This is a genomic window from Levilactobacillus andaensis (assembly GCF_016861695.1).
GTDB lineage: Bacteria > Bacillota > Bacilli > Lactobacillales > Lactobacillaceae > Levilactobacillus > Levilactobacillus andaensis.
Map to the genome: position 1 here is coordinate 1 of NZ_BOLP01000009.1, position 17,798 is coordinate 17,798.

Here is a 17,798-nt window from a genome sequence, read left to right on the forward strand (position 1 = left end):
AAACCGAAACCGAAACCGAAACCGAAACCGAAACCGAAACCGAAACCGAAACCGAAACCGAAACCGAAACCGAAACCGAAACCAGAACCGAAACCAGAACCAACACCAACACCAACACCAACACCACATCCATTACCGAAACCAGATACAAAACCAAACTTGAATGGAACACATAATTTGGAGAACAGACCAAATAAAGCGCCAGCTCCTCATGCAGAAAGTAACCAGACTGCAACGGTGCCGGTTATAGCTCCAGCACAAAATAAGCCAACAGCGCTCCAATTGTCACAACCAGATACAGATGATGAAGATAACTCAGCACTGACTAGCGAAGCATCACTAAAACAGAAAGGAAAGCGTCACGGGAAGCAGAGACGACATCTAGCTGATACTAAGCCAACGAAGAATTCCCAAGCACAGTCCAACACTGATAAGACGTTACCGCAGACTAATGAATATCACTCGTCAGCACAAGTTGTGGGTTTAGGCTTACTACTTAGTTTGGTTACTGGCTGGCTCTATCGACGATTTATCCGTTAAACGTTTCCCCAACTGTGATAGACTGGTAAATAGACAATTTATTTACTAGTAGGGGGACTTACGGATGAAACAGAAACAACCAACACAACACGACCTAACCCGACTAAACGCCATTGCTTTTGGCAGTTTAGTCGGGTTATTAGCTGGAGCAGTCGTGAGTGTGTTTCGCTTGGCCATTGAGCGCCTCCTAATCTTGGTTCAGGGGTGTTACGGGTGGCTCGGCCAACACCCACTGTGGCTCATTCCTTGGGCAATTTTGATGCTGGTTCTGGCGGTTATCATTGGCCGATTTACCAAGCAGACACCAATGATCAAAGGGTCTGGGATTCCCCAGATCGAAGGGCAACTAGCCGGTGAGCTGGACTATGCCTGGTGGCCAGCCCTGTGGAAAAAGTTTGTCAGTGGGATTCTAGGCATTGGTTCTGGGCTTTTTCTAGGACGTGAAGGGCCTTCCATTCAACTCGGAGGGACCGTCGCCCAAGGGGTTGCAGAACGGCTGAATTTCACGGGCTCTCGTCGACGATTGATGATTGCCGGCGGGGCCGCCGCTGGATTGTCGGCGGCCTTCAATGCGCCGATTGCTTCGACACTGTTTATTTTGGAAGAAGTCTACCACAGTTTCTCCACGTTAGTATGGTTGACGGCGCTAACCAGTGCGGTCGTCGCTAATTTCGTGTCGAATGAAGTTTTCGGTCTTACGCCAGTCTTACACATCAATTTCCAACAAGCCTTGCCGTTGAAATATTACGGTTTGCTGCTTATTCTGGGAATTGGCTTGGGGCTATTGGGCTTTGGCTATCAGTGGGCAACGTTACATAGCGGCGATTGGTATGCTAAACTAAAGGTGTTGCCGCAATGGTTAAATGGCGTTGTGCCATTTCTACTGGTCATTCCAATCGGCCTATTATGGCCAGAAACATTGGGTGGCGGGAATCAGATGATCGTTGGGTTCGCTCAACACACACCATTGCTGATTCCGCTGATTGGTTACTTTATTCTCCGCTTCTGTTTTTCGACAGTTAGCTATGGGTCAGGGTTACCTGGTGGGATCTTCCTACCGATTCTGACGCTGGGAGCTTTGCTGGGTGCAATTGGTGCTCGGAGCTTCGTTGAACTAGGGTGGCTGCCAAAGATGTTTGTGGCCAACTTCATGATCTACGCGATGGCGGGCTATTTTGCCGGGATTTCCAAGGCGCCATTTACAGCGATTCTATTAATCACGGAAATGGTCGGGACGTTGCAGCACTTGATGCCACTGGCAGTTGTGTCGATCGTGGCGTACATCACCGTTGATATTCTGGGTGGCGCGCCGATTTATGAAGCTATGTTGGAGCGGATGGTCAAACCAGCCGTTTCCAGTTCACAGGGACCAACGGATCGACTGGAATATCCGGTTGAGGAAAGTTCTGAAATTGCCGGTGAACAGGTTCGGGATTTATCCTGGCCAGTGGGCTCACTGCTCGTCAGTGTCCGCCGGGGTGAACGTGAGGTTATTCCCCACGGGGACACCATTCTCAGAACGGGTGATACGTTAATAATTTTCACGTATCAGCAGAATCGCGCTTACGTGCGTCAGCAGTTAGACCGGATTCGGCGAAACGATGTGCATCAGAATATCCCGAATTAAGCAAGCTCGGGACTGGTAAAAACGGGCTGACTATGATAAATTAGGAAGAGTATAGTTAGACCTATTAGACCTATTTGAATAGGTAGGAGGCAAATTTGTGTATAATTTTTTAATGACGTGTATTTTAATTGTCGCCGTGCTCATCATTATCGCGGTAATGATGCAGCCCGCTAAGACCAACGACGCGTTGTCCGCTTTATCTGGTGGTGCGGACGACCTGTTTGCGAAGGCAAAGCCCCGCGGTTTTGAAGCATTCATGCAAAAGGTCACGGTTGTCTTGGGTGCACTTTTCTTTGGACTGGCAATGGCTTTAGTATATCTATCTTCACACTAGAGAAGTGGCCTCCTGTTCGTTTGTTACAGGGGGCTTTTTTACAGACTATCTAAAAATTGCGGAAAGTGGTGGTTTGATATGATTCGAAAACCAACCCCGCTCTTTTTCGAGCAGGGGCCCCGAGCAGTTATTCTGCTCCATGCCTATTCGGGTAGTTCTAACGATATGCGCTTATTGGCGCGACGGTTAGAGAGCGAGCATTACACCGTGCTGGCACCGATTTTTACTGGCCACGCAACGGGAGACCCTGCAGATATTCTGAAAGAAGGATCACCACAACGCTGGTGGCAAGATACGCAAGATGCCATCGCGTTCTTACAGCAACGTGGCTATCAACAGATTGCCATCTTTGGCCTGTCTTTGGGTGGCTTATTTGCCACTCGGGCCTTGCAAACGGATGCTGATCTGTTAGGTGGGGGGACGATTGCGTCTCCGGTGATCTTTAAGGGACAGACTAATGTTCCCAGTGCCTTCATTGAGATGGCACGCGCAACTTATCAGGCCCAACACCTGGCTGGTGAAGAGCTCGCGCAACGCTTGGTTTGGTTGCAGGCACATCTTGATGCCCAGTTAACCGCTATTCAAGCCTTTGCGGATACCACAGCGACTCACTTAGACAGAATCAAGCAGCCCGTCTTTATCGCACAAGGGGATGCCGATCAAATGATCGACCCGCGGTCCGGTAAGTGGTTGGCGGATGCTTATCCAACTAATCAAATTGATTTCCATGAGTATGCGGGAGCGGGCCACGTTCTAACCGTGAATGCGGCTCACCATGCTCTGGAAACAGATATTTTAACTTTTTTACACACAATCTTTTAAAAATAACGAGGAATCGATAGTGCAAGATAATACATTAAGAACCGATTTAACAGCGTTCTTCCGAGCACACTCGGACCAGAACTACACAGTAGAAGATATTTCAGATGCGCTGCATTACCACGGCTCAGCTGCTTTTAAACTGATCGTACAAGAGCTAGCACAACTGGAACGGGATGGTCTGGTACAAGTTACCGACCACGGTCATTTTCAATTGGATCCTAGCCAACGGACGTTGACCGGGATTTTCCATGGTAACGACAAGGGCTTCGGCTTCGTTGCTTACGATGAAAACAAGATTGAACCAGACGCTTATATTGCGCCTGATAATACATTGCGGGCTTTAAACGGCGATACGGTTAAGATCGAAATCGTTCGTGCCGGTGACCCTCGCAGTGGTAAGGGTCCCGAAGGTAAAGTCACGGAAATCGTGGAACACCATTACGAACAAGTCGTTGGTGAATTCTTCCAGACCGATGATGACGCGGGCTACTTAGGCCAAGTTCGTTTGACCGACAAGAAGATCATGAAGTACAAGTTCTACGTGACTAACGTTGGCTTGAACCCGACACCGGGTGAAGTGGTGACCGCAGAAATTACGGAATACCCAAGTCCTGAACATCCAGATGCGATGGTTGGGATTGCTAAACAAGTCATTGGTAGCGTGGACGATCCTGGTATCGACATCTTACAGATTGTCTACCAACACAACATTCCGTCAGAATTCCCTGAAGAAGTCATGCAGGCTGCTGACGAAATTCCAGATCACGTCTTGCCAGAAGAAATGGCCGGCCGTGAAGACATCACTAAGCAAGATTTGGTCACCATTGATGGCGAGTCTTCAAAAGACTTGGATGATGCCGTTACCGTTTGGAAATTGCCTAATGGGAACTACCATTTAGGGGTCCACATTGCGGACGTGTCACATTACGTTCAAGAAGATTCTATTTTGGACAAGGAAGCTTACAAGCGGGGGACCAGTGTCTACCTGACAGACCGGGTTATTCCAATGTTGCCACGGCGTTTATCCAACGGAATCTGTTCGTTAAATGAAGGCGAACTCCGGTTGTGCATGAGCTGTGACATGGAAATCAATCCAGAAGGTCACGTTGTGAAGCACCGGATTCACCCATCCGTTATGCGTTCTAAGGCGCGGATGACCTACACGGCCGTTAACCAAATCCTGGAATCCCATGACCAATTGACGATGGACCGTTACAAGGACCTCGTCCCAATGTTTGAACAAATGGGCGAATTACACAAGATCTTACTGAAGCAACGGAAGCATCGTGGGGCCATTGACTTTGATGACCGCGAAGCTGAAATCATTGTGGATGACAAGGGTCACGCCATTGACGTTAAGCTGCGGACTCGTGGCTTGGCTGAACGGATGATCGAATCCTTCATGTTAGCTGCCAACGAAACGGTTGCGGAACATTACTTCCGTGCCAAAGTGCCGTTCCTTTACCGGGTCCACGAAACGCCAGATGGTGACCGTGTCCGGAGCTTCTTCGAATTCTTAACGGCCTTCGGGATCAACGTTAAGGGTGACCCGAACCACTTGCGTCCTAAGATGCTACAAGGTGTCTTAAAGCAAGTTGCTGGGAAGCCAGAAGAAGCCATGGTTTCTGTGATGATGTTACGGAGCTTGAAACAAGCCCGTTACGCCGATCAATCCTTAGGTCACTTTGGGTTGGGTGCGGAATTCTACACCCACTTTACGTCGCCAATCCGTCGTTACCCAGATACCATGGTTCACCGGATGATTCACTACTACGAAGACCATGGCATCAACGACGCCAGCAAGGAAAAGTTTGCTCCTATCTTGGAAGAGATCGGTGTGCACACGTCCGAAGCTGAACGACGGGCCATTGACGCAGAACGTGATACCAACGACATGAAGATGGCTGAATACATGGCTGACCACGTCGGCGAAGAATTTGATGCCGTCGTTAGTTCCGTCATGAAGTTTGGGATGTTCGTCGAATTACCAAACACCATCGAAGGCTTGATTCACATCAGCCGGATGCAAGATGACTACTACGAATACGTTGAAAAGTACCTGGCCTTAGTCGGTCGCAACACGCGGCGGACTTACCGGATCGGTCAACCAATTCGGGTTAAGGTCATTCACGTTGATAAGGAACAGAGCGAAATTGACTTTGAATTGTTAAATCCAGAGGCAGCGCCAACGAGTGACTTATTACCACACCGTGAGCACCGTTCTCGCGGTGGCAATTTCCACGGCCGGAGCAACAACAGCAATGGTCGCGGCAACGGCAACAATCAACACAGCGGCGGTAACCGTAATGGAAACCACCGTAACGGGAATCAACGACCATCGAACCAACAAGGCGGTAATGGCAGCAATCACCAACGGAATAACTCCAATGGTAATGGTGGTCAACACCGTAACAACTCACAAGGTGGTCGTCACTAAGCGAGGTGACAGAACTTGGCCAAGAAAAAGTCCAAGAAAACACCAGATAATGTTTTAGCTCAAAATCGAAAGGCTCGTCATGAGTATACGGTGACGGATACGATTGAGGCGGGACTCGTTTTGACGGGGACCGAGATCAAGTCGATGCGGGAACGGCGAATCAATTTGCAAGATGGTTTTGCGCAGATTCGGAACAACGAGGCTTGGTTAATGAACGTGCACATCAGTGAGTACGTTCAAGGGAACCGCTTCAATCACGACCCACTACGTAATCGGAAGCTCCTGTTACACAAGAAGGAGATTCGGCGCTTAGGCCTTGCTACGAAGGACAAAGGGGTCACCCTAGTCCCACTGAAGGTTTACCTGAAGCATGGCTTTGCCAAGGTACTGATTGGCGTTGCGCAAGGGAAACGTGAGTTTGACAAGCGAGAAACCATTAAACGGCGGGAACAAGACCGTCAGATTGCTCGGGTCATGAAACGTTACTGATAATGAGTAAGCGGAACCGGCTGTTTTTCGGCACGGCTTCGGCAATATAGAGTTGAACACATGAAAGGCCTGGGGATTGTCCCAGGCCTTTCGTCTAGAATGGATTATTCGGGAGGTTAACAGGTTATGGGCACAACTCCAGTTAAGATTCACGTCGCCGATTTACACAAGGCCTTCGCTGGTAACGAAGTCTTGAAAGGCATCACGTTAGACGTTTATGCGCAAGAAGTCCTGTGCATGATTGGGCCCTCAGGTTCCGGCAAGAGTACCTTTCTACGCTGCCTGAACGGTTTGGAAGACATCACGAGTGGGACGGTAGAAGTTGACGGCCAGCGGATTGGTGATCCGCACGTCAATCTAAATCAGATTCGGGAAAATATTGGGATGGTCTTTCAGCACTTTAACTTATTTCCCCATCTATCGGTTTTGAAAAACATCACGTTGGGACCAACTCAATTAAAAGGAGTGAGTGCTACCGTGGCTAACGACCAGGCGAAGAAACTTCTCGCACAGGTTGGTTTGGAGGATAAGGCGACGGCCATGCCGAATTCACTATCCGGTGGGCAGCAACAGCGCGTGGCGATTGCGCGCGCCTTAGCGATGGACCCGGAAATCATGTTGTTCGACGAGCCCACTTCCGCGCTCGACCCCGAGATGGTGGGGGATGTGCTTCACGTCATGCAGCAGTTGGCAGAAAATGGCATGACCATGGTGGTCGTCACCCATGAGATGGGGTTTGCTAAAAATGTTGCCGATCAGGTCGTCTTCATGGACGATGGCATTATTCAGGAGTCTGGCACGCCGACCGATGTCTTTGAGCATCCGCAGAATGCCCGGACCCGCGAGTTTTTGGATAAGGTCCTGAACATTTAAGTGATTTGTTGACGTTTCGACCAAATATGTTCGGAGCGCAAAAAAGGGTCTGAAACTTTTGTCTCAGACCCTCTTTTGGCGTGGTTCGTCGATATTAGAAAGATTAGATTCAGGCACAGGGTGAAAGTTAGTTGTCTGGTTAAACTTTTAATTCAAAAATATTGCAAGAGTTATTCATTTAATTTGTTAACGAAACGTGGTATTATTTGATAAAGAGTTGATACATAAGACTCAACCCAGCCACAGAATAGAGAAAAACGACCCGAGACAATGTCCCGGGTCGTTTTGTATTAAATTCATTTATTTTTAGTGGTGAAGGGAACGGCGCCAGACGGCAGTGTGCCGGGATTAAGTGCCCGACTCCGTAGCGGATTAAAAGCGTGTTCCTGGTGCTTGGCCCACCGATCAAGAATGGCTGCCAAACAGATGATCAGTGCCTCGTGATCAGGCTGATCAATGGTGAGTTCCACCGTGGCCCCGCCAGATGCACGGACTTGGTCAATTGTGGCAATGGTGTCCTTCCCATGCGTAATGCGAAAGTGACCGCTGTTAAGATTGCCCAAGATGACCCAGTTGAGACCACGAACAAACAACACCTCGCGAATCACCCCGAAAGTCTTGTTGACGCGACCCACTGTTTGCCGATGGTATAGCAGACGAAACTTGGGCAATAGTCCCAACGTTTCTTGTTTGACTTCGGCTTCTAGTTCCCCCGCAATTGTGTAGACGGACAGCACGTCCGCGCGCATTCCCCATTTACCAACTAGAAGGTAGCACGACTGGTTATCCGCATCCCGGATAACCGTAGTTGCCCGCGCGGAAAGGGCAGCCTGATTCAGGTACAATTTACGCATGGGGCACCTCCTTAATTTGGTCAGTAAAACCAGTTGACCCCATTTTAACATGTTTTACGAGGAGACGTTCGATAATATCATTTCGGCTGGCGTTATGATAGAATAAAAGGCGAGGTGTTGGGAATGAAACCGTTTATTCATAATGACTGGTGGCCGGTACTTGAGCCCGAATTTGAGCAAAGCTACTACCAAGAGCTTCGTCAATTCTTAGTGGAAGAGTATCAGCACTACCGAATTGATCCGGACATGTACCATATTTTTACCGCGTTCGATTGGACGCCGTTTAGTCAGGTCAAAGTGGTGATTTTGGGCCAAGACCCGTACCACAATCCGGGACAAGCACATGGGTGCAGCTTTTCTGTTATGCCAGGAACGCCGATTCCACCGTCGTTGCAGAATATTTATAAGGAACTCGAGAGTGATCTCGGAATCAAGCCAGTTAACCATGGCTATTTGGAAAAGTGGGCGAAGCAGGGCGTGCTCCTGTTGAACTCTGTGTTGACCGTTCGTGACGGCAAGGCCTTTTCACATCAAGGTCACGGCTGGGAACGGTTAACGGATGCTGCCATTGCAAAATTATCCGAACGGCCCGAACCCGTTGTCTTCATTTTATGGGGCAGTGCGGCGCGGTCCAAGATCAAGTTGATCGATACGCAGACCAACATCGTTTTACAGTCGCCCCATCCGAGCCCACTGTCCGCTTATCGCGGCTTCTTTGGCTCCAAACCATTTTCAAAGACCAACATCGCACTCACATCATTAGGGGAAACCCCCATCGATTGGCAACTGCCAGAACACGTTACCGTTGATGATGGGCCAACCACCGCATCCAACCAGGCATAGAAGAGAATTGATTCGTGGGATATTTTATGGAGGTCATCATCTATGGAACTTTTCGATAGTCTTAAGCAAAAAATTACTGGTAAAAACAAAACCATCGTTTTCCCTGAAGGGGAGGACCCACGGGTTCTGGGCGCCGCAAGTCGGTTAGCCGCTGATGGTTTGATCAAGGTTATTGTTTTGGGTAAGCAAAGTGATGTTGAAACGACGGCAACGAACCACGCCATTGATTTGACACCAATCACACTGATCGACCCAGCCAACATTCCTGCTGACCAGCACAAAGAAATGCTGGATGCCTTAGTGGCCCGGCGTAAAGGGAAGAACACCCCTGAACAAGCCGAAAAAATGCTGGAAGATCCTAACTATATTGGGACGATGATGGTCTACATGGGCCAAGCTGACGGGATGGTTTCTGGTGCGGTTCACGCGACCGGGGACACGGTTCGTCCTGCCTTACAAATTATTAAGACAAAAGAAGGCGTTCGCCGAATCAGTGGGGCGTTCATCATGCAAAAGGGTGACGAACGTTACGTCTTCGCTGATTGCGCCATCAACATTGAACTCGATGCTGCTGGAATGGCCGAAGTTGCCATTGAAAGTGCCCAAACGGCGAAAGTCTTTGACATCGATCCTAAGGTCGCCCTGTTAAGCTTCTCCACTAAGGGCTCTGCCAAGGGCGACATGGTCACCAAGGTTCAAGAAGCCACGAAGATTGCCCATGAAACGGCCCCTGATTTGGCTGTGGATGGTGAATTACAATTCGATGCTGCCTTTGTTGCTAGTGTTGCTGCCCAAAAGGCACCGGATTCCAAGGTCGCTGGTCACGCCAACGTCTTTGTCTTCCCTGAACTCCAATCTGGGAACATTGGCTACAAGATTGCTCAACGCTTCGGTGGCTTTGAAGCCATCGGCCCAATCTTGCAAGGCCTGAACAAGCCAGTTTCTGACTTATCTCGTGGCTGCAACGAAGAGGACGTTTACAAGGTCGCTATCATTACGGCTGCTCAATCTGTTAAATAAAATGAGTTACTAAATTTAATCACATCAAATGAGTACCCGGATTGCTATTTATCAGCAGTCCGGGTATTATTTGTGAGGTTGAAATTAAGGCCCGTCGTGTTAGTATTTGAATTGGAGAGTTACCAATGACGGGAATACAGACTCGGTCGCAACGGATTAGTGAGCACTGTTGCGTAAATTATTTTGTTCGTTAAAGGGGTTAGTCGAATGTTTGAAGTCACAGTCACGACGCCAGAGGCCACCATGGCTTTGGGTCAGGAGTTAGCACCATGGTTACAGCCGCGCGATGTTATTTTACTGGACGGTGATCTTGGCGCTGGCAAAACAACTTTTACCAAAGGATTAGCAGCTGGATTAGGCATCAAGCGCAACGTGAAGAGTCCAACGTTCACCATCATCCGTGAATATCAGGGTGGCCGGATTCCGTTATACCACATGGACGTTTACCGGTTGGAAGAAGGCGGCGGGGATGAATTGGGCCTCGACGAATATTTCAACGGTGACGGGGTCAACGTCATCGAGTGGTCGACCTTCATCGCTGACGAATTGCCAGCGGACTACTTGCGGGTGGTCTTCAAACGCGACGATGACGCCGGCGAGAATCAACGAACGTTGCGGTTTGAGCCCGTGGGAGAACGGTTTAGTCAACTGGTTCAACACCTGGAGGACGCACAAGCATGAGTGAAGAAGTCAGCATTCGGCTACCAGGAGCGGCCGATGCCAAGAAATTATTGGCGCTACTAGCGCAATTACAACAAGAGAGTGATACGTTTAGTTTGGTCGATGCCGACGATCCAATCAGTGCTGCCCAAGAGGCCGACCAGCTCGACCAGATTCGGCAGAGTCCGCGGCATTTATTGTTGGTGGCCAGTCTGGATAGGCAACTGCTAGGGGTCTGCTCAATTTCGCCAACACCCCAAGGTAACGTGGGTGAACTCGGCATTGCCGTGGAAAAGAAGTACTGGCGCATGGGCATCGGTACCGCTTTGGTCGACGAAGCCCTGTACTGGGCAGAAACGGCGAGTGAGCTGGAAGCCGTGGGATTGATTGTTCAAACGCGTAACGTGGCGGCGATGAAACTCTACCAGAAGATGGGTTTCGAGCGGACTAGTACGCCGCCAGAAATGGTGACTGACGATGATGGTGAGCAGGTCACGGCCGTGGAGATGGTTTATCCGTTGGCGAAAAAATGATGGCGTCTGAACGGTGTGTCGGTAACTAGATAAATTGAAGTGGGGGTGTAACTGTACAATTGGTTACACTCCCTTTTGTATCGTTAGAATGAGTTGACTCTGCTAGAGAAAACAAGACACCTGGTATTAGGGAGCGTATTGAATGAGTCGGTCATATGATATAATTTGTGAGCAGAGTAGCGACCGGCACAGAACTCAATATATTATCCGTTTTGGCAATTGAAACGCGATATGTAGAAAAATTAGAGAATCTTTAAGGGGGAAAGATGAAATGGGGAAAAGGGTGCTGAGATATTTGGTGTTCTTGCTCTATGGGATAGTTGTAATGGCAATTCTACTTGCTTGGAATACTAAGAACGGTTGGAGGGTTCCTATAACCCCATATACAGTGTGGATATTCTTTAGCTGGTTAGTATGTTATCCATGGTTAAGGGGTAAATTAGGATACTTGTTTGTTAAGAATGATAGGGGAAAGGCATCAAATGGGATGACGGCATCTCCATGGCAATACTCAATCGGGAGCACTCGAAGTATTGGTGAAATTTTTAGTCTTGCTTACGTTTTGTGTGAGCATCTGTTGATAAGCCTTTTACTAATCCTGTTCGGCCCGCTTGTCACGTGCGCATTATTTTTAATCACGTTGTTCAAAAAAAGAAGGTCATAACTAGTCGACTGGGCGTTGTCCGATACCAGTCACCACCAACGATTTTTCCACAAGCTTTCCTTTTTAATGATGAAAGCGTTATCCTTAGACTATGATGTCATCAAGAATCAGCGACGATGAGGAGGAATTTGGATATGTATCAGGCGAACGAACACCGCTATGATCAAATGGTTTATAACCGAGTTGGGGATAGTGGGTTAAAGCTTTCGGCCATCAGTCTTGGACTTTGGAATAATTTTGGGAGTGTGGACGCGTACGACAATCAAAAGGCCATCATTCATCAGGCTTTTGATCTGGGGATTACGTCTTATGATCTGGCCAATAACTATGGACCAGAACCTGGGAGTGCCGAGGAAAACTTCGGTCGCATCATGGCAACTGACATGCACGCCTATCGTGATGAAATGGTGATCACCAGCAAGGCCGGCTATGTCATGTGGCCCGGACCTTATGGCGACTGGGGCTCGCGGAAAAGTATCATTGCCAGTGCCGACCAGAGTTTGAAACGAACAGGGTTAGACTACTTTGACATCTTCTACAGTCATCGGGCTGACCCAGCGACTAATCCCGAGGAAACGGCCCTGGCGTTGGACCAACTGGTTCGTTCAGGAAAAGCCCTCTACGTAGGGATTTCCAACTACGACGGGGCCCAGACGCAGGCTATTGCCAACATTTTCAAGGAATTACATACCCCATTTATCATTCACCAACCGCGCTACAACCTGCTGAATCGGGAAATCGAAAACGACGTGCTGCCAGTCTTACTGCGGGAGCACAAGTCGGCGATTAGTTTCAGCTCGTTGTGCCAAGGCCTGCTGACAACGAAATACTTGAACGGCATTCCTCAAGACTCACGGGCAAACAAGACGACGATTCCGTTCTTACATCCGGCCCAGGTGGAGCAGACCTTGCAAACGATTCGATCGTTAAATGAAGTCGCCAAGCAACGTAACCAGAGCCTAGCCCAAATGGCGTTGGCCTGGAATCTCAGACAACCGGCAATCGCCAGTGTCCTGATTGGTGCTAGCCGCCCAGAACAAGTTGTCGACAACGTTGCGGCGCTGAAAAACCTGGACTTCACAACGGACGAACTGAACCAGATCGACCAAATTTTGGCACAACAGGCACCAATTGATTGGGATAAGAAGTAGAGTTCATTTGCGTTGAACAGCTTGGACTAAATAAAAAGATTGGTACTATCTGAATTGTCAGACGGTACCAATCTTTTTCGCTTAACGCATTGTTAAATTTAAATACAATCCTAGCCGAAGGAAGCCAGGGACGTAGCCAGCTGTGTCGACGGTGTTAGCCGGGGTTCTTTCCCGGGTTACAGCGTGGGACGACCTTGAAGACACGCGAGTTTTGCGGGGCTTCAAGTCGAGGTGGAAGCCAAAGGCTGGAACCGACCCCATAGCAGGCGCAGTCCCTGGAAGCCGCAGGCGGTCAATTTACAACTAACTCGTCAGCAATACTAAGCATTCACCGTCACAAACGATTTCAGCGGTTGCGTCCCGAAATGGTTGGCCTCGTACAGCAGAATGTTGGCGCAAGCGAGGCTGTCGTCGAGCGCATTGTGATGATGGTGCAGGTCGATGTTGAGTTCATCACAAACAGTATTCAACTTGTGATTGGGAAACTCAGGGAAGAACTTGCGGCTAGTTTTCACGGTGTCTAGCGTGAGGTAGCGCGCAGTCGGTAGGTTGTAGTGTTCCAACGTGCTCCGCAAGACCCCATTGTCAAATGGCGCATTGTGGGCAATCACGAGCCGGTCGCGTTGGAAGAACGGCGCAATGTGTTGCCAAACTTCGGGGAAAGCCGGCGCGTTAGCCACATCAGCTTCGTGGATACCGTGGATCTGGACGTTTCGCCAGAAAAAATCGGTATCTGGCTTGATCAGGGTGTAAAATTCATCGACGACTTGACTATTGCGGACGATGGTCAGGGCCAGGGAACAAGCACTGTATCGCTTGCCACTAGCCGTTTCAAAGTCCATGGCAACAAAATTCACAAAGACATCTTCCTCTCTTAATCGGTTAAACGGTGAGTCCGTCGACGTCCAGTTCTACTGGACAGTGGTCGGACCCCATGATTTGGTCTAAAATTTCTGCTTTCTTGAGTTGTGGGTCCAAACGTTGACTGGTGATAAAGTAGTCGATTCGCCACCCGGCGTTATTGTCGCGGGCATGGAAACGATAGCTCCACCAGGAATACCGGTCGGTGGCGTCGGGGTTGAAATAGCGGAAGGTATCCGTGTAACCGGCCGCCAACAACGCCGTCATTTTTTCCCGTTCGTCGTCCGTAAAACCAGCGTTCTTGTGATTGGTTTTCGGATTGCGCAGGTCGATCTCCGTGTGGGCCACGTTCAGGTCACCACAGAAGATAACGGGTTTCTTGGCATCAAGCTTCTTCACGAACGCCAGGAAGGCTTGTTCCCAACCCATCCGAAAGTCGAGACGTTTCAGTCCACTACCGGAGTTTGGTGTATAACAGGTCAGTACGTAGAAGTCGGGATATTCCAACGTAATCGTCCGGCCCTCGTGGTCAAAATCAGGCGCGTCGATGCCGTAAAGGACGTTCAACGGCTTGTGCTTGGTAAAGAGCGCCGTCCCAGAATAGCCCTTGCGTTCGGCGTAGTTCCAATACTGATAGTAACCCGGCAGGTCGAGATCAATCTGGCCTTCCTGCAACTTGGTTTCCTGAATCCCAAAGAAATCGGCATCCAAGTCCTGAAAAGTTTCGACGAAATTCTTCTTCACAATTGCCCGTAGGCCGTTTACATTCCACGAAATAAATTTCATTTTCGGCACCTCCACTAACTCATTTTAGTATACCAGAAAAAGCGATTGGTAACGTCTCGGAGTGCCTACGGGGCCTCGCTGTCAGAATCAAGAGATTTTACTGAAAATGAAGCGTTCGCCGTCGGTCTGACTAGTTTTCATGGTAAAATAGGTCTATTGACGATTAATTCCGTTGGACCAGTCACTGGCAAAACGGAACGTAAATCTTTGCGAAACGAGAGGATAATCACGATGATGGAAGATATAGCAACGGTATTTCCTGCGGTAAAAATTTTGCGTAATGAGCCCTTGGCCCACTACACGTACACGAAGACCGGGGGACCTGCCGACTATTTAGCCTTTCCAACGAACGTTCAGGAGACCAAGTCCTTGTTGGCTTACGCGAAACAAGAGGATCTGCCCGTGACGGTGGTGGGGAACGCCAGCAACTTAATCGTTCGTGACGGCGGTATCCGTGGCTTGGTGATGATTCTGACCGAAATGAACCAGATTACCAGTACGGGTGAAACGGTCACCGCGGAGGCCGGGGCGTTGTTGATCAAGACGACGCAAGTGGCCCAAAGCCATTCACTGAGTGGCTTGGAATTTGCTGCTGGGATTCCCGGTAGCGTGGGTGGTGCACTCTTCATGAATGCCGGGGCATATGGCGGCGAAATCAGTGAGGTCGCGTTGTCGGCGGAAGTTTTGACGCCAGCAGGTGAAATTCGGACGTTGACGAAGAAAGAGCTCGACTTCGGTTACCGCCACAGCTCCATTCAGGATTATCACGACATTGTTTTGTCGGCAACCTTTGCCTTAACGACTGGGGATGGCGAGGCCATTCAAGCTAAAATGGATGACCTGAACGCCCGGCGAGCTGCTAAACAGCCGCTGGAGTTGCCTTCTTGTGGGAGTGTCTTTAAGCGTCCCGCAGGTCATTATACCGGCCAACTGATTCAAGAGGCTGGTTTGCAAGGCCTCAAGTGGGGGGGCGCGCAAGTCTCCACGAAACATGCCGGGTTCATCGTGAATATCGACCATGCGACAGCCACGGATTATTTGGAATTGATTCACCATATTCAGGAAGTTATTTTAAAAGAAGATAACGTTCAGTTAGAGACGGAAGTCCGCATCATTGGCGAGAAGCCAACGACTGAAAAATAGAAAAAGGGGGAACCATATGTGCCTATAGTTGAAGCAGTGATCCTGTTGATCGTGTTAGTTCTGTTCTCTAATATTATCAGTCACTACCTCACGTTTATTCCAGTCAGCTTGATTCAAATTGCCTTGGGTCTTATTATCGCCTTAGTCTGGCACTTTGAAGTGCCACTAGAGACTGATTGGTTCTTGCTCTTGTTCATTGCGCCATTGCTATATAATGATGGCCGGCGTTTTCCCCGGCGGGAGCTCTGGCGATTGCGGGGGCCGATTTTTGCCAACGCCATCTGGCTAGTTTTCCTAACCACGATTTTAGGGGGCTTCTTGATCTACGAGTTGATCCCGAAGATGCCATTAACCGTGGCGTTTGCGTTGGCGGCCATTTTATCACCGACCGACCCGGTGGCGGTGCAATCAATTTCGAAGCAAGCCAAGTTACCGGAAAGCTTGTTACATTTGGTCAGTGGCGAAAGTTTGATCAACGATGCCAGTGGACTGATTGCCTTTAAATACGCCATCGCAGCCACGGTCACGGGCGCCTTCTCAATGGGAACGGCGGTCGGCGACTTCTTCTACATCAGTATCGTCGGGTTTTTATCCGGGCTGATCATTATGACGGCCATTCAATTATTGATGGACATTTTGCGCCGGCAGGGTATCGATGACGTGATCTTCAACACGGTCTTACAGATTGCCACGCCATTTGTGGTCTACCTGGTGACCGAAGAGATCACTCATGCGTCTGGCGTTATCGCTGTAGTGACGGCTGGGGTGCTCTATCATGCCCGGGAAAACCGGATCGTAGAGGATTCACCGGAATTAAAATTAGTCACAGAAAAAGTTTGGGACATTATTATCTATTCACTGAACGGAATTGTGTTCGTGATTCTTGGAATCGAGCTTCCCGTGGCGACGTCACAGGTCATCAAGGGTGGCCAGTTTAATACTTGGGAAGCGCTGTTCTTTGCCCTGATTACTTGGGTGATCATCGTGGTGATTCGGACGGTTTGGACCTACGGGTACGTGCTGTACGAACGCTTAAATAACCGCTCACGGAAGGAACAACCGGGCATTCGGATGTCGATTCTGTCCGGGCTGTCTGGTGTCCGGGGGGCCGTGACCATGGCCGGGGTGCTCTCCGTGCCAATGACCGTAGCGTCCGGCGCCGGCTTCCCAACGCGTGCGCTGATGCTCTTCGTTGCCTCCGGGGTCATCATCATCAGTTTGGTGGCCGCCACGATTACCTTGCCGTTGATCTCAACGTCCGGGCAACCGCTACAGACGCGGGCCAGTGCGAGCGATGAGGGGGCCAATGATATTGATTTAGATGCCGATGGGGAGGAGATTCCAGCCGAACCGGTGCGTCAGATCAGTGAGGACGAGGCCCGTGCCTACATCATGCGCCTAGCCATCTCTAAAATTGAGGAGCAACGACGGCCGAACAATCAACGGGCGGCGTATGATTTAATTTTAGACTACCAATTTATCATTCGACGCTTGGAAATGAACTATCGGGCTGACACGGCCATGCAGAAGGTTTTGGACGATGAAATTCGTTTGCGCCAGGTCACACTAGCCGGTGAACGGGAGTCGTTGAAAGAGCTACGCCAAGCAGAAAAGATTACGCAGACCAGCTATGTCGGGGCCCTGCGGCGAATTGAAAACATGGAGAGTCGGCTGACGCAGGTCGCTGGTCATACCATGCCCAGTGTATTGAAGTATTGGCGTGTCTTCTTCAAGCACATGTTCCGGAATGCCGCTTACTGGTTGCATTCGGAAAATACGGAGCGGTTGCACGCCGAAAACAATTTGGTCGAACGGGAAACGGCGAAGGCGGCCATCAAGTCGCTGTCGCAGTACCTCGCCAGTTCCGACGTGGACGAGACGCAGTTTGATAACCAAGCGGTTTACCATTTGCTGGTTCAGTACCGGAACCGTATCGAACGGGCCAAGGCCGAAACGGCACCGACCCACGAGGAAGAGTATCAACACCAGATCAACAAGTTGCGGGTGCGGGCACTCGGGGCCGAACGGACGGGAATTCAAACCCTGCTCGAGGCGGGCAACATTACCTGGAACATGGCGTCCCATCTCCGCCAATACGTCAACTACTCCGAAAACGTTCTTGTCATGTCCTTGAACAACGAGGAAGGCTAAGACTGTGTAG

At 49.7% G+C, this 17,798-nt stretch carries 16 protein-coding genes; 13 read left to right on the forward strand and 3 right to left on the reverse strand.

Annotation, left to right across the window (positions count from 1 at the left end):
- The first annotated feature begins 604 nt into the window (after nt 1-604).
- The 6 genes from JUF10_RS07790 to JUF10_RS07815 all read left to right on the forward strand — a co-directional run bounded on the left by JUF10_RS07790 (nt 605) and on the right by JUF10_RS07815 (nt 7,122).
- On the forward strand, nt 605-2,167 hold the full coding sequence (locus tag JUF10_RS07790) for a ClC family H(+)/Cl(-) exchange transporter (RefSeq protein WP_203641646.1): 1,563 nt from the start codon (nt 605-607) through the stop codon (nt 2,165-2,167).
- Between the two features lie 97 nt (nt 2,168-2,264).
- Nucleotides 2,265-2,501, forward strand: coding sequence for a preprotein translocase subunit SecG (secG, locus tag JUF10_RS07795; protein ID WP_125575696.1), 237 nt, complete (start codon nt 2,265-2,267; stop codon nt 2,499-2,501).
- Nucleotides 2,502-2,579: 78 nt separating this feature from the next.
- Nucleotides 2,580-3,323, forward strand: coding sequence for an alpha/beta hydrolase (locus tag JUF10_RS07800; protein ID WP_203641647.1), 744 nt, complete (start codon nt 2,580-2,582; stop codon nt 3,321-3,323).
- A 19-nt stretch (nt 3,324-3,342) separates the two neighbouring features.
- Complete coding sequence (gene rnr / locus JUF10_RS07805; RefSeq protein WP_203641648.1) at nt 3,343-5,760, forward strand: ribonuclease R; 2,418 nt, start codon at nt 3,343-3,345, stop codon at nt 5,758-5,760.
- A 15-nt stretch (nt 5,761-5,775) separates the two neighbouring features.
- Nucleotides 5,776-6,249: an SsrA-binding protein SmpB gene (gene smpB / locus JUF10_RS07810; RefSeq protein ID WP_203641649.1), complete on the forward strand. Its 474-nt coding sequence runs from the start codon at nt 5,776-5,778 to the stop codon at nt 6,247-6,249.
- A gap of 126 nt (nt 6,250-6,375) precedes the next feature.
- Nucleotides 6,376-7,122: an amino acid ABC transporter ATP-binding protein gene (locus JUF10_RS07815; protein WP_203641650.1), complete on the forward strand. Its 747-nt coding sequence runs from the start codon at nt 6,376-6,378 to the stop codon at nt 7,120-7,122.
- 296 nt (nt 7,123-7,418) lie between these two features.
- On the opposite strand, the gene JUF10_RS07820 is transcribed toward JUF10_RS07815, so the two are convergent.
- Nucleotides 7,419-7,976, reverse strand: coding sequence for an LURP-one-related/scramblase family protein (locus JUF10_RS07820; RefSeq protein WP_203641651.1), 558 nt, complete (start codon nt 7,974-7,976; stop codon nt 7,419-7,421).
- A 123-nt stretch (nt 7,977-8,099) separates the two neighbouring features.
- Here JUF10_RS07820 and JUF10_RS07825 point away from each other — a divergent pair, with 123 nt between their 5' ends.
- The 5 genes from JUF10_RS07825 (at nt 8,100) to JUF10_RS07845 (ending at nt 12,847) form a co-directional block, all read left to right on the forward strand.
- Nucleotides 8,100-8,819, forward strand: a complete 720-nt coding sequence (locus tag JUF10_RS07825; protein ID WP_048732330.1) for a uracil-DNA glycosylase — start codon at nt 8,100-8,102, stop codon at nt 8,817-8,819.
- A gap of 42 nt (nt 8,820-8,861) precedes the next feature.
- Complete coding sequence (gene pta / locus JUF10_RS07830; protein WP_203641652.1) at nt 8,862-9,839, forward strand: phosphate acetyltransferase; 978 nt, start codon at nt 8,862-8,864, stop codon at nt 9,837-9,839.
- Between the two features lie 207 nt (nt 9,840-10,046).
- Nucleotides 10,047-10,520, forward strand: a complete 474-nt coding sequence (tsaE, locus tag JUF10_RS07835; protein WP_203641653.1) for a tRNA (adenosine(37)-N6)-threonylcarbamoyltransferase complex ATPase subunit type 1 TsaE — start codon at nt 10,047-10,049, stop codon at nt 10,518-10,520.
- Nucleotides 10,517-11,032, forward strand: a complete 516-nt coding sequence (locus tag JUF10_RS07840) for a GNAT family N-acetyltransferase (protein ID WP_203641654.1) — start codon at nt 10,517-10,519, stop codon at nt 11,030-11,032. The genes tsaE and JUF10_RS07840 overlap by 4 nt, the downstream gene beginning before the upstream one ends.
- Nucleotides 11,033-11,830: 798 nt before the next feature.
- Nucleotides 11,831-12,847, forward strand: a complete 1,017-nt coding sequence (locus tag JUF10_RS07845; protein ID WP_203641655.1) for an aldo/keto reductase — start codon at nt 11,831-11,833, stop codon at nt 12,845-12,847.
- Nucleotides 12,848-13,167: 320 nt separating this feature from the next.
- Here the strand turns inward: JUF10_RS07845 and JUF10_RS07850 are convergent, their stop codons facing one another.
- Entirely contained in the window at nt 13,168-13,704 is a 537-nt protein-coding gene (locus JUF10_RS07850; RefSeq protein ID WP_048732322.1) for a 3'-5' exonuclease, read from the reverse strand.
- 25 nt (nt 13,705-13,729) lie between these two features.
- Nucleotides 13,730-14,494, reverse strand: coding sequence for an exodeoxyribonuclease III (locus tag JUF10_RS07855; protein WP_203641656.1), 765 nt, complete (start codon nt 14,492-14,494; stop codon nt 13,730-13,732).
- Between the two features lie 231 nt (nt 14,495-14,725).
- On the opposite strand from JUF10_RS07855, the gene murB reads away from it, so the two are divergent.
- The gene (gene murB, locus JUF10_RS07860) at nt 14,726-15,637 is read left to right on the forward strand and encodes a UDP-N-acetylmuramate dehydrogenase (protein WP_203641657.1); all 912 of its coding nucleotides are present in this window, start codon (nt 14,726-14,728) and stop codon (nt 15,635-15,637) included.
- Nucleotides 15,638-15,655: 18 nt separating this feature from the next.
- The gene (locus JUF10_RS07865) at nt 15,656-17,788 is read left to right on the forward strand and encodes a cation:proton antiporter (RefSeq protein ID WP_203641658.1); all 2,133 of its coding nucleotides are present in this window, start codon (nt 15,656-15,658) and stop codon (nt 17,786-17,788) included.
- The last annotated feature ends 10 nt before the right edge of the window (nt 17,789-17,798 follow it).

Coding starts and splice junctions, on each gene's coding strand:
- JUF10_RS07790 (WP_203641646.1), top strand. CDS start 605: ATGAAACAGAAACAACCAACACAACACGACCTAACCCGACTAAACGCC.
- JUF10_RS07800 (WP_203641647.1), top strand. CDS start 2,580: ATGATTCGAAAACCAACCCCGCTCTTTTTCGAGCAGGGGCCCCGAGCA.
- JUF10_RS07815 (WP_203641650.1), top strand. CDS start 6,376: ATGGGCACAACTCCAGTTAAGATTCACGTCGCCGATTTACACAAGGCC.
- JUF10_RS07820 (WP_203641651.1), bottom strand. CDS start 7,976: ATGCGTAAATTGTACCTGAATCAGGCTGCCCTTTCCGCGCGGGCAACT.
- JUF10_RS07825 (WP_048732330.1), top strand. CDS start 8,100: ATGAAACCGTTTATTCATAATGACTGGTGGCCGGTACTTGAGCCCGAA.
- pta (WP_203641652.1), top strand. CDS start 8,862: ATGGAACTTTTCGATAGTCTTAAGCAAAAAATTACTGGTAAAAACAAA.
- tsaE (WP_203641653.1), top strand. CDS start 10,047: ATGTTTGAAGTCACAGTCACGACGCCAGAGGCCACCATGGCTTTGGGT.
- JUF10_RS07840 (WP_203641654.1), top strand. CDS start 10,517: ATGAGTGAAGAAGTCAGCATTCGGCTACCAGGAGCGGCCGATGCCAAG.
- JUF10_RS07845 (WP_203641655.1), top strand. CDS start 11,831: ATGTATCAGGCGAACGAACACCGCTATGATCAAATGGTTTATAACCGA.
- JUF10_RS07855 (WP_203641656.1), bottom strand. CDS start 14,494: ATGAAATTTATTTCGTGGAATGTAAACGGCCTACGGGCAATTGTGAAG.
- murB (WP_203641657.1), top strand. CDS start 14,726: ATGATGGAAGATATAGCAACGGTATTTCCTGCGGTAAAAATTTTGCGT.